Below are 12,484 nucleotides of genomic sequence, written 5' to 3' on the forward strand. Positions count from 1 at the left end.
TTAGCTCTCCGTGCACTCGCTGTTTAAACACCAAAGCGTCAACGCTTTTAATGCATCACTGCAAACCACTGCAGATGCGCTATCAATAAGGCCTGAGATTTCCAGTATCTTTGCTTGCTGGCTTGAGCATTGCCTGAAATCGAGGTCGAGATAACGTATTCTGCTTTTGCCCTGCGCAAAAAGGTTGATGTAGACAAACTGATTGCAAAGCCCCTGCAGGTGTAATTCTTTAAGTTTGCCAATTGTGCGGGGAGTCGGCACTTGGTCAACAGACCAGAATTTCACATCTAAGCCAAGGCTACAGTCACCTTTTTCCAGCAACGCATCCAAACACTCAAAATAAGCTGCCGGCATCTCTTGCCAATTGAACCCTGCCCCAATGAGCACCGCCTTTACAGCTTGTTCAGCGATTGCGGGCAAATACACATTCGTGAACAGATACGGCACCATCACCCAACCTTCTTCCGGCCAATTCAGCTGGTACCCCTGCGCTAAAAAGCTCTGTCGGATATGAGTATTCAGACTCAGTACCGGCAAAGGCGTATTTTCATAACTGACGACTTTACCTGAACTAACTTCGTCAAAAAAACGATAGTTTTCCAGGTTACCATCCGGGTCACCGTCATATCTATACTGCGGAAGTGGCGAATTCTCTGGAAGCTGCAGGTATAAGGTAGGCCAAGTTGCATCTTGAACCGGTAACACCGGATGCTTTAATAGCTGCTCGCGTATAGCTTGCCAAGCGCTAACGTCTGATGGCAGTACTCGATCAGATTTAAACAAGCGAGCTAGCAAGCCTGAGATCATCAGGCCAGCATCGATATTGTTGTTCCGGGCAATATTGAGTAGCCGCTGCTCTACAAAGCTACTGGCCGAAGGCTGCGATGCCAGTTTGGCCTTTTGCACTATAGCAACATATTCATGCGATAAAAGTTCGTGCTGACGAGGGTCAGCAGACAATAGCTGTATCAGTTCAGCATCTGCATAGATGCGAATAGATTTTTGCTTAAACTCAGTACGCGCCATTCGACCAACAGCTTGCTCTATATACTTTCGACTTGCCCACTGGTAATCCTCAAGCTTGTAATATTCTTGAAGTAATCGAGGATCTTTCTCACCGCGCAACACATCATTGCAAAGTTTTTTTGTAGCGTTGTGGGATAAGTCGCCGGCGGCTTTTAACGACATAAATTGATGCAACAGTTTTAGCTGCCTTAGTTTAAAATCCACGTCAGATTCAAGCAGTCTGGTCGGCTTCTCCAGAAAAATAGTGTCAATATCTGACTTGACCTTAGCACCGTTAAGCTGCTCCAAACCAGTATATTTAAGCTTTGAAGCCAGCAGCTTATCCTCTACAAGGTAGTCTGGGTTTTTGCCTGCTCCCATTGATTTATAAGTCGAAATTACCACAACTTTATCTGCAGTTTTACTAAGTGCAGCTAAAACTTCTTCATAACGGCCTTTGTGCATGGCTGCCGCATTTACACCAAAGAATATTTGGACTTTAGTGCCTTTCTCCTTCGCAAATTTGCTGACACTGTGTTGAATAAAACTCATCAAGGCGGGGTAGGTATTTTCATCTATTGTCCGATTAAGCAAAGCGAGCATATAGCGATTATCAGGCAGTCCAACGAACTGATGAATGGCACGCAGCAGCTTTGCCACCCAACTTCTAAAATAAGCACTCCCGTCGTCAGGATCAGGCATAAGGTTATCTAAATACAACGAGCGAGCTCTGGAGTTGCTCCCCTCTGCCTCGGCTAGCAAAAAATTGTCGTCGGCATAGTTAAAGCTAACATCAACCGTGACACTCTCTCGTTGGTAATTGCGCCGGCTTTGATAGTAGTCACCAATAAATTTTCGGTGCTGTGGCTCTAAATCAATAAAATTGTGCTTTAAGCGCGCTCTTAAATATTCCATATCAAAGTTATGAATTACGGTTCTTGCCGTTGCGGTAGCACTAATACCCAGAATAACGGCCCCCTCCTCAACCATCATTGCCAGTAGCCCAGTCGGTGTTATACTCAAACCGTTTAAATAGCAACTAACCGTATCTCGCACGCCTGCATTTTGGCTGATGTCGATACTCTTAAAGCCTTTAGTGTGATAGCTGCGGCCAGATGCCAGCTTTTGTTTGTTTTTCATATTTAAGCGATGAGTGTCAAACGCATTGAAAACAGCGTCACTAAATTGGCTTAGGTTGTAATGCTCAAGAATGGATAAAACGGCATCTTGCAGCAGAGAGTTTCTAGTCGCATTGTCCTTTGTGAGTGCACCAAGGTTTTGCTGATAGCGCGAAACCGCAAGCATCATACTTTGCAAAAAGCGTTGATATATGTGGTCTGCATCATTTAAAAACTGCAATAAATCATTTGAAATTTCATCGTTTAAATCTTCCTTTGGTACAACAGATATAAGATTTTTCTGTAATACCTCATTGCGCTCCAAAGCCAGAGTATTGGTGGTATTACTGGCCAAGGCTTCGTATTCCTGCGCTTTCCGATGGAATATTGAGTGCACTGTCAGTCGGTCGGAAAATAGCCTCACCGGAGAGTCGGCTAAGGTTTTGCCCGAAGTATTAAACGCGAATTCCATTCGCCATTTTCTTTGAAACTCATTGAGTTTTTGTCTGACTTCGTCAAAAACGTCATCAACACCACGGTACCGTTCCGAGTTTTCTAATTTAAATACCTGGAAGTTGGACAACAGAGTGCGGATGACTTGCAACAGATCTTCTGCTTTGTTGTTGAGCAACTCGGAGAGAATTTCTGAGTTTTGCTTATCGACCTCATCAATGATTAGCCATTGTCGATTTAACTCTCTTAACGGCCGATACTTTCCTTTTACTGTATCGATGCCTTTCAGATACTTTTTTGTTGTCATAAACATGACATGAGCTTTACCTGACACAACTCTTTCGCCAGGTATCAACCTCTCAAGTAAGCACTGCTGGCTTTCATTGAGCCGCACTGGTGCGTCAGATTGCTGCACAGTCTGAATATACCGCACCAATTTTGAATAAAATTGCTGAGCGTATTTATTTACGCTGCTGTTTATAGCTTCGTTAGGATGATGGCCAGCCAAATCCCGCAGAGCATGAATTTCTCTCCAATCATTAAATAGCTCAGAGTTTTGCAAGTCAAAAAGCTGCAGTATTTTCTCAATGTCTGATGGTGCCGTATCAAGTAACTGATTTTTCTGACTGGGAAGATAAACGATACGATCTCGAAGAATACTCTTTTCATCTGCAGATAAACTGTTTTCAGAATCAATATGCTTATTAATTTCAGCAAAGGCACTTTTGACATTATCTATAGAGTCAGTAATGAAAATTACCGGCCGCTTTTCTGCATCTTGTTTATCTTGCCAGACCATATCCCAGAGAATTAGTTTTAGTGCTGAGTATGTCTTACCGATGCCAGTCTGAAACGGTAACGGAAAAAATGCACCCTGGTCGCACTGTTGGTCGTGCAGATAAGGTGACAACAAAAGTTCATTCACCAGAGTGCACAGTGGATTCTGATCACACAGTGATGCTTTTATCGCCTTGAAGTCCATAGTGAGTTCCTGTGATCGGTAAAGTTTTTACTTACTGCAGAATACGCTTTTTAATAAATCCCGCCAGACTGTATACCCAAACAGTGTACGGTTAACATACACATATTCATACTCAGTAATAACGCAGAATATTAAATATCTGAAAAAAATCATCTTTTATTGCTACACTTTTGCCAAAGACTCGAGAGTATCGACTTATATGCTTGCAAACAATACAGGTTTTCTGATGCCGAAACAGAATAGCAATATTGGCTGGCCAATCCGCTGGGAGCTGCTGATGCGTTACAGGCTGATTGAAATTGTCGCACTTTGGGAAGGCCGCTTAACTACGAACCATCTTTGCAACAGCTTTGGCATTGCTCGCCAACAGGCATCGAAAGATATCAATGCCTACAAACGCGATGTTGGGCCTGGTAATCTGGTGTACGATAGCAAACTAAAAGGCTACAAGCCGTCTGATAACTTTACGCCTAAAGTAACCAGCGGCCTTACAGATGAGTACCTGCATGCATTGGCTAGTATCAAAGATTTCACTCACACTTTTAGTCAGCTGGACTTAGGCTTTGCCCATACTGAAATGCTAACGCCTCCACTTCGGCAGGTGAACCCTGATATTCTTCGTGCATTGGTGCAAGCCGCACGAGATGGCAATAAAATTGACATGAGCTATGTATCACTGACTTCACCCGATGAGGAGAGCCGCATTATTGCGCCACATACGCTGGTGTGTACGCCACTTCGTTGGCATATGCGAGCATATTGCGAAAAAAACCGCGACTTTAGGGATTTTGTGTTAAGCCGTTTTCGCGGCATAAACGGCATCGAGGGTGATGCCGAGATGACAAAAGAGCAGGATGAGCGCTGGAATAACAAAGTCGATATCGTATTAGTGCCTGATTCCAGATTAAGCGCCTATCAAAAAGCCATTATTGCTGAAGATTACAATATGGTTGGCGGCAAACGGGTTATCTCGGTACGCTCTGCCCTGGTGCCTTATGCAGTACAGGCCTTAAATCTGGATCTGGCAAAAATAGAAGCGCGCCCAGAAGCTCAGCAGATCATGGTGGCAAACCTGGAAGAAGTTAAACTGCATGCGTTCTGAGCAAGAGTTTGTACTAACTTAAATTTAACCCACTGCTTTGCTTGTCTTGAATCATTGCAGTGTCCAACTCAGGTCCAACATGCAGCCGTAGACTTTTAACGATATTAAGCTGGGCTTTCTCGGCATGCCGTTGCCAGGACTTTTCGCTTGAGACATCAACCTGATGCTTAAAGCTCAGCGCCAAGTAGTAACGCTTATCCAGCGGCAAGCAGTAGTGATCTGTTCGGGTAATGCTCTCCCCCCTTCGTTCCTGATAAAACACCCAATCAAACCCATGCATCGAGATAACTTGTGCCGGCTTTAACGGTGGAAAACCGAAACTCTGAATTTGCAAGCGAGCATGCTCTTCCAACCGGTCTTTTCGGCCAGTAGCCCCGCGTGATGCGGCATCTTCCGCTTCTGCTTCCAGTTTCTTTCTTTGTTGCGTATTCCATCCCAAGCCCTGGCCGTTGCCTTCTGGGCCAATAACTTCGGAGTTGTAGTGCGCATCGTATTCATCGGTTACATGCTGCGCTAACTCATTTCTGTTTAATGCATTAACGGCATCAGGTACTTTTTTGATTTTCAGTTGCAGCCAAAGCACACCATACTCGCCGCCGTCGAACCTTATGATAGGTGCCAGATAACACCAGCCTTCGGTATGAACATGAACACCATAATGATGCCAGTCTTGCTCTGCATTTGCTTCAAACCAGCCTTGTGCCCGGAATGGAAAATTAATCTGTTTGGGTTGCTCGTACGAGGCAATGTTTGAGTAAGGCAGCATCAACTCCAGCCGGTATTCCTCCAGCCTGAGCGTGAGTTTATGCAGTTTGTTAAAATCCGGACCGCCAGCAAAACCCTGCCACCAATTTTTGAGTAACTGCATCAGCTCTTACCAACATGTTTGTTGATATAACGCTGCACCTGCGCCGCCTTTTTATGGTTGCCAAACATTCGTAATTGCTCTTTGTAAGTTTCAATACCCAGATACGGTAACGTATGTGGGCTAACACCAGGTTCAGAATCTTTGCCAAACACAAGGCCACAAAACTTTATGCTACGGCATAAGCTACTGGCCGATAAATCATTACCGCCGGCTAGGTTAGGTACTAAATCAAACGGGTTATTCCTAACAGCTACTATTTTCATCCCCAGCCCAGCGGCCAGTTGCGATAACCTTTCGACATTTGCGCCACTACCATGCAGAGCCAATTGCTGGGTCGTTAACCTGCCGCCATAGTTTGCCCGATAATGCAGTAACGCCGCATTAAAGATAATCGCGCCCTGGCTGTGTGCTACCCACTTTATGGCTTTACCACTTTTTTGAGCATGCGACAGTATCGCCGCTAGGTGCTGGGCGTTGTGCGATTTGGTTCTGCTTAGTTTATCAAACATGCATTCGGCAAGGTCTAACTTCCAGCCATCGCTTGGGTTATGAAATAGCGTGTAGCCTGCAATGCCATCTGCGCTATAAGCAGCCTGTGCATGTACGCCCATTAACCAGGCAGCTTTATTAAGCTCATTTTGCATGCCATTAACAGCGGCATGCTCAGTCTGTACATGAGGCACGGCTTCTCGGGCTATCCAAGCACCGGTAAGCGTTTTAATGCCATCGCTGGGTGTTGGGCCATTATAGTTGGCATTGCTTTCACGGCTAACGTTGTACAGTGTGGTTCTCTCATTGGCGATATTGTTTTTGGTACCCAGCACATTTCTGTCGAAGTAAATGTCATCAATAACAACCTGGCCGGCTCCGTTTGTTTTGTACTCCAACAAGTAATGATAACTGCGAAATGGATAACGCGTGCGATAGATACGGCGAAAAGGGTTCAGGCTGTGCTTTGTCGAATAAGTAGAATTGGGGAAGCGGGTGATATAGTCAATCTCTTTCATCACCTGCTGCTGATCGTAATCATTCAGGCTGGCAAGCATCAACAGTGCCTGATGCGTCAATTGCCAGTGATTGTTTAGATACTGCGACGGTAAACGGATACCGTGTTCCTGTGCTAGACTTTTATCTAAACCACTGTAATTAAAAGCCTGAACTTTGCCTGTGTGCATCCAGCTCATTTTTTGAACTCCATTTCAGCGAAACTTTTATCAAAAGAGTAACATTAAACACGAAATACACACAACACCGCAAGTATTAACCTTACTGTATTCACTACCAGCATAATGGCATGCAATGCGGTCTACAAATCACGCTCATTAATTCGTTCCAGTATCCAATTTAGTATTTCCTCTTCCACCCACGCTACCATCCGGACACCCAGTTTCACCGGCTTTGGAAAGCGCTCTTCAGCAATAAACTTATAAACGGTTGAACGCGCCAAGCCAGTACATTCCATAACGGCTTTTAATTTCCTTAGTTTCATGGTCGGATCCTCATATTAGTCTAGATCATGTGCCTATTGTGTAATTTTTAACTGTAAGCTAGTACCGGTTAATTGAGATAGCGACATTAGGGGAAGGCCGGCTAACCACTAACCATTTGTGTAATAGCTTTGGCTTTGCCCGCCAGCAGGCATCAAAGGACATTAATGCCTATTTGCGCGATGTCACGCCCGGCAACCTAATATACGACGGTAAGCTTAAGGGGTAAAACCCGCACCTGATTTTTCACCCAAGCTTACCAGCGGCCTGGCAGATGAATACCTGCATGCACTGGCAAGCATTAAAGACTTTGCCCATACCTTTAGCCAACTCGATTTAGGCTTTGCCCACACTGAAATGCTAACGCCGCCACTACGTCAGATAAACCCTGATATTCTGCGGGCACTAGTGCGGGCCGCGTGAGACGGTAAAAAGATCGATATGGGTTATGTATCGCTCACCAGCCCAGATGAAGAAAGCCGCATCATCGCCCCGAACACACTGGTTTGTACCCCACTTCGCTGGCACGTGCGTGCTTACTGTGAAAAGAACCGGGAGTATCGTGATTTTGTGCTTAGTCGGTTTCGCGGCATAAATGGCATCGAAGGCGATGCCGATATGACTATACATCAGGACGAGCGCTGGAATACCAAAATAGACATCGTGCTAATGCCAGATTCCAGGTTAAGCGACTATCAAAAAGCCATTATTGCCGAGGATTACAACATGACCGACGGTAAGCGGGTAGTACCAGTACGCTCTGCCCTAGTACCCTACGCCGTGCAGGCGCTTAACCTGGACCTGGCCAAAAAAGAAGCGCGCCCGGAGGCGCAACAGATAATGGTGGCGAATTTGGATGAGGTTATACGGCATACGTTTTATGCTTACGGTAAGTAGTTCTGAATGCTACCGGGTTGTAGCTTCCGCCAGGTTAGTAGTATTCGCCGCTCTTTACTGATTCGTTTATTCAATTACCACTAGTATCAAAATGCAGAATTCAGCCTAGAGCGAGTAACTCAATATGATAAACGTGACGCACCTGAGCTGAGCATTACGCTTATTACTGTTGTTTGTCTGAACTGTCAATCAGCCCAAAATAGGCTGTCTACAGTGCAAAATACAAAGGCTCACTTCATGAACCTTCCCGTTTAGAGTACTTTCACAGTAGGAATGCCATTACATACAACTAACTCAGCAATATGCCATTCAATGGATGTTCCACTTAGCTTCGATGGAAAATGCAACTGCATGCGTTCGGCTCCAATGACAATTTGGCAGCGCAAAGACTCGGAAGTCATCATACCAGTTCTTGAGTAATTCGTTGCTATCACCTTATAGCGGCTGAATAACCAACGGCTGATATCAATACGCTCTTTCCCTGGTCCCGTTCTCACATCACAATCAAAGCAAGAAAAAGGTGAAGCATCAACAGCACCTCTGTTCCGAAAATCAACCGTGTTTATAACCTGTCCACTTGAACTTATCATTTGCAAGGAGAGGTCCATGTCATCGAGAGTATCATCCCACTCAAGTTGTATATAACCAACAAATCCTTGACCAATTGCCTCTAAATCATTACTTAAAGTTTGAACTGGTTGTGTTTCTGCTAGATCTGACTCCGGGGAAACTCCAGGAAATAGAGCATTGCGGATTGATTCACTTACAACCTTTTCTGAGAGCTCTTTTAACGGCGTTGCGTCTCCAATGAATTTCGTACGCGCTTGAAGTTCAGGAGACAAGTTTTCTCTCAAAGTATTTTCATCTGCTGGCCCGTGATTAACAAGATGGACGATAGCTTGAGGACAACTGCGGGCGTAATCTGCTGCAGCTTGTATGAAATTCTGTTTACTAGCATTTAAGTAATGCTTGCATTCAAGCACATAAGTCGTTTGCAATCCGGAAGATTTAGAGATATCAACCTGCAATACACGAAAATCAGGCTGTATACCTTTCTTTCGTTTAGAGCTCTGGCCCACCAACGCTGAACGCAATTCAGCCCATACATCGTACTGTTTGTTGTTCCAATTAAATGTTGCTAAACGGCTCCCCCCGAAGGCGAATGAGAGCACATTATCCACAAGATGAAAACGCACATCTGAAACGACACTTCGAATTACAGCTAACATCCTTGTACCAACCCAAACTGAATAAAGCTCGTGCCGACGACGCCAAGCCGGTAGATTCAAGATGTCTAACAGCTCTTTAAATGTGTTCTCTATCCAAATATGAGACCACTCAATTTTACTTAGTTCAGTATTTAGCATGTTGAAAACATCTGCAGGTGTTAGTTCTTCGGAGTTAATCTGTGTTGATAGTACACGAGCCCCTTCTAAAACGCCGATATCCCAAAAATCGGTGGCTGCAATTAACTGACTCCTAGTTTCATCACTTAACAATTCTGAACAACCAGCCTGCCCTACTTGGCGACGTGTATCTCCATACTTCAACCAAAGCTCCCTAAAAGCGGATACCAGCTCCGTAATCGCGCGTAGTTGTGTGTCTACGTTTTGATGTCCTGTTTTCTTAATTGGACTCACTGCAGGGAAATTTTCAGGCGGCCGGCTACTAAGATAGTTCGGAATAAATTTCCTTAAAGTACCAGAAAGTGACCACATCACTTCAGATTTAGGTAATTTTGGTCGTTTTTCAAGAACACTTTGAGTGCGTTGTACAGTTTCTCGAAACTCCCCAAGCGTTGCCTTAATTGGATCATTTACCTCATCAAATTTAAATTCAACACTAAGTTGATTCGATGCCTGTAAAGCATTTGCCTCGATTAATAAATCCAAAATGTCTTGCATCATTCGTGCAAAACCGCTTTGGCTTTTCAGCACTTCGATAAGAAACGTTTCAGTACTTACTGTGGGATTAGGTAATGCAGCATCATTTCGCAACCAGGCCTCAAGTGATAGGGCATTGTCTGGGATGTTGAGGGCTAATCTCAAAGCATCTTCAATGTCAGCATCCCTACCAGGCTTCCCTTTACCAAGCTTCAACTCCAATCCAGCTTTTGAGCACAAGCATTTCCATAGTTCAGCAGGCGACGTAATCATAACAAGCTCCATTTTTAAGAAATCTATCCGTACATAAACATCTAGCTTCTCGGTGTAGATAAAGGTTAGATTATCGCCGAAGGATTTGAATTGAAATAATTTAAGCTCTAAATCTGTTAGAAATCCAACGAGTCTATTCAACTGGGAGTGACCTTTAGCTTGTCTTAGTTTGAGTTGTAGCCTGTTGTCAGTTTCTTTACTTCAAAAGTAAGCTTAATTATTTTCTGACTAGCTATCTCGAGTTAATACCTTCTCCTGTATCCACTCCTGTATTTCACTCTCCACCCACGCCACCATTCTGGCGCCGAGTTTTACCGGCTTTGGAAAGCGGTCTTCTGCGATAAATTTATAAATAGTTGAGCGAGCCAATCCGGTGCAATCCATTACAGCTTTCAATTTCATTAGTTTCATTGGTAGGTCCTCATAATCATTCAGACCATGAGCACCCTGTGTATTTCTTAACTGGGATCTCACCAACTAACCGCATCAAACTAAATCGAAAAAATATTAGGCCTATATCACCTCAATGCATACGCAGAGCTATTAAACGAGGAGATACACCATGGCACCAAAACCTACCCCAGCTGAAGTCGTCAACTGGTCTGTCGCTGCACTAACCGTTTTGGATAAGGCGGCATCACTGATAGCCAAGAAGTACGCGCGAAAAGATATGTTTACTAACCCCCAAGCCACCAAAGACTTTCTTACTTACAAAATGAACCAGCATGACCGTGAAGTATTCGCAGTGATGCTACTTGATAACCAACATCGGTTAATTGAGTTCAGAGAGCTGTTCTACGGAACAATTGATGCCGCACCGGTCTATCCCAGGGAAGTGGTAAAGCTGGTTTTGGAGAAAAATGCTGCTGCGGTTATTTTTGCCCATAACCACCCTTCGGGCGTGTCAGAACCTTCGGCCGCAGATCGGCGCATCACACAACGGTTAAAAGAAGCGTTAGCACTTGTCGATGTGAAAGTGCTGGACCACATCATCGTAGGTGAGACTCCCGTTTCGTTTGCAGAACGTGGTTTGCTCTAGCAAACGCACATCCAAACCTACTTTCTAGCGGCATAAATCCCAAGTTCCCAAATTGCTCTTTTGGGAACTTGGGTATCGCTATAAATCAATAAGTTACATCGATGCACTTGGTTGAAGTGCTCAAAACGGTGTTTTAATTTAAAAGAGGAAGTTGACGATGGCAGAAGTGCACGCAGTCAAAAGCCTGGATAAGGTGAAACTGATCAGTCACCTACTTGAGCGTAATTACAGCCAGCAAGTAGCAGATGTCTGGAATATTGGCTTAAACCTGGCTCTTCGCATATCCGATCTGTTATCAATCCGCTTTTCGGATGTCTGCGAAGATCGCCTGTTGCTGATTGAAGGCAAAACCAAAAAGGCTGCCAGTATTAAACTGAATCAAAAAGCGATTGATATCATCCACCGCATTCGGCAGGAACAGCCAACCCATACGTACCTGTTTCAATCGTACCGAAATCAGCGGGCCATGAATTTGCCGCCACAGCCATTATCCAGGCGCTTTATTTCCCGTGCCTTTGCCGATATTGGCGCTCAGGTTGGGATCCAGCTTGGTACGCACTCAATGCGCAAGACCCGAGGCTACCACTTGTACAAAGCAACCAAGGATATAGCACGAGTTATGAAGATGCTTCGGCACAGCTCGGAAGGGGTAACCTTGCGGTATATTGGCATCACACAGGAGGACATTGATAAGGACTTTGTGGAACTGGAAATTTAGACCTGTTTCGGCTCATTCGCAATCAAGCGTTCTGCGGTCAGCCAGAGCTCTGAGGGTTTGCACTTTAAAGCGGTGGCTACTTTCCAAACCGAAAGGATTGAAGCCTTAACAGCCCCTCGCTCAATCCCTGAAACAAACGAGCGGGCCAACTCAGCTTTATCAGCTAGTTCTTCTTGGCTAAAGCCAACTTCAACACGACGGAGCTTAATAGCTCTTCCAAACGCAGTTGAAATACTTGGTAACTCACTATCTACCACAACAACCCCTGCCCATTAATCTGAGTTAAGGGATTCTCACTGAACAGGGCTAGACTGGCCACGCCCTTTAAACTACATTATGACCACTATAAAGGCCAAAATAGACTTTATAGTGAATTTACGTCAGCGTAATCACGGATATAAAAAAACGCTATCGTGTGATCATCACCTCATGTTGATAGCAACAACCTGTAGGAGTACAAAAATGAACGTAGTCAAAATTATGTCAATCATCGGAATGGTGTTCTTTCCATTGTGTTTGATTTTCGCATCAGTCTTCGCCGACAGTGATGTTGAGGCAGCTGCAGGCTGGGGAGTAATTGCAGCGCTCTACGGTATAGGTTACTCAATAACCACATTCGTAAAGACTAAGAACTTAGCCAAAAGCGAATAAATTGATAA

Annotated in this window: 11 protein-coding genes and 1 pseudogene; 5 read left to right on the plus strand and 7 right to left on the minus strand. The window is 44.6% G+C overall.

The window, feature by feature from the left end; all coding sequences use genetic code 11:
* Entirely contained in the window at positions 1 to 3,558 is a 3,558-nt protein-coding gene (locus BLW37_RS03365) for a hypothetical protein (protein WP_091339386.1), read from the minus strand.
* 226 nt (positions 3,559 to 3,784) lie between these two features.
* Here BLW37_RS03365 and BLW37_RS03370 point away from each other — a divergent pair, with 226 nt between their 5' ends.
* On the plus strand, positions 3,785 to 4,660 hold the full coding sequence (locus BLW37_RS03370) for a helix-turn-helix transcriptional regulator (RefSeq protein WP_091339389.1): 876 nt from the start codon (positions 3,785 to 3,787) through the stop codon (positions 4,658 to 4,660).
* 13 nt (positions 4,661 to 4,673) lie between these two features.
* Here BLW37_RS03370 and BLW37_RS03375 read toward each other — a convergent pair whose 3' ends face one another.
* From BLW37_RS03375 to BLW37_RS03385, 3 genes are all read right to left on the minus strand, one after another.
* Positions 4,674 to 5,528: a hypothetical protein gene (locus BLW37_RS03375; RefSeq protein WP_091339392.1), complete on the minus strand. Its 855-nt coding sequence runs from the start codon at positions 5,526 to 5,528 to the stop codon at positions 4,674 to 4,676.
* Positions 5,528 to 6,535, minus strand: coding sequence for a Rossmann-fold NAD(P)-binding domain-containing protein (locus BLW37_RS03380; RefSeq protein ID WP_245785591.1), 1,008 nt, complete (start codon positions 6,533 to 6,535; stop codon positions 5,528 to 5,530). Before BLW37_RS03380 ends, BLW37_RS03375 begins: the two co-directional genes overlap by 1 nt.
* Before the next feature lie 299 nt (positions 6,536 to 6,834).
* Entirely contained in the window at positions 6,835 to 7,017 is a 183-nt protein-coding gene (locus BLW37_RS03385; RefSeq protein WP_091339397.1) for an AlpA family phage regulatory protein, read from the minus strand.
* A gap of 71 nt (positions 7,018 to 7,088) precedes the next feature.
* Between BLW37_RS03385 and BLW37_RS03390 the strand changes: the two are divergent.
* A pseudogene (locus tag BLW37_RS03390) lies at positions 7,089 to 7,912 on the plus strand (BrxR family transcriptional regulator).
* Positions 7,913 to 8,163: 251 nt separating this feature from the next.
* On the opposite strand, the gene BLW37_RS03395 reads toward BLW37_RS03390, so the two are convergent.
* Both BLW37_RS03395 and BLW37_RS03400 read right to left on the minus strand, forming a co-directional pair.
* On the minus strand, positions 8,164 to 10,209 hold the full coding sequence (locus tag BLW37_RS03395; protein ID WP_091339401.1) for a hypothetical protein: 2,046 nt from the start codon (positions 10,207 to 10,209) through the stop codon (positions 8,164 to 8,166).
* A gap of 87 nt (positions 10,210 to 10,296) precedes the next feature.
* Positions 10,297 to 10,479 carry an AlpA family transcriptional regulator gene (locus BLW37_RS03400; protein WP_091339404.1) on the minus strand — a complete coding sequence of 61 codons (183 nt, stop codon included), beginning with the start codon at positions 10,477 to 10,479 and terminating at the stop codon, positions 10,297 to 10,299.
* A 151-nt stretch (positions 10,480 to 10,630) separates the two neighbouring features.
* Here BLW37_RS03400 and radC point away from each other — a divergent pair, with 151 nt between their 5' ends.
* Both radC and BLW37_RS03410 read left to right on the plus strand, forming a co-directional pair.
* On the plus strand, positions 10,631 to 11,107 hold the full coding sequence (gene radC, locus BLW37_RS03405) for a RadC family protein (protein WP_091339406.1): 477 nt from the start codon (positions 10,631 to 10,633) through the stop codon (positions 11,105 to 11,107).
* Between the two features lie 157 nt (positions 11,108 to 11,264).
* Positions 11,265 to 11,825 (plus strand): tyrosine-type recombinase/integrase, encoded by a 561-nt coding sequence (locus tag BLW37_RS03410; protein ID WP_091339410.1) that lies wholly within the window; start codon positions 11,265 to 11,267, stop codon positions 11,823 to 11,825.
* On the opposite strand, the gene BLW37_RS03415 is transcribed toward BLW37_RS03410, so the two are convergent.
* Positions 11,822 to 12,082 (minus strand): helix-turn-helix domain-containing protein, encoded by a 261-nt coding sequence (locus BLW37_RS03415; protein WP_091339412.1) that lies wholly within the window; start codon positions 12,080 to 12,082, stop codon positions 11,822 to 11,824. The genes BLW37_RS03410 and BLW37_RS03415 overlap by 4 nt on opposite strands.
* A gap of 205 nt (positions 12,083 to 12,287) precedes the next feature.
* Between BLW37_RS03415 and BLW37_RS03420 the strand changes: the two genes are divergently transcribed.
* On the plus strand, positions 12,288 to 12,476 hold the full coding sequence (locus BLW37_RS03420; protein WP_091339416.1) for a hypothetical protein: 189 nt from the start codon (positions 12,288 to 12,290) through the stop codon (positions 12,474 to 12,476).
* Positions 12,477 to 12,484 lie beyond the last annotated feature (8 nt).

The sequence above is a fragment of the Alkalimonas amylolytica genome (genome assembly GCF_900107845.1).
Lineage (GTDB): Bacteria > Pseudomonadota > Gammaproteobacteria > Enterobacterales > Alteromonadaceae > Alkalimonas > Alkalimonas amylolytica.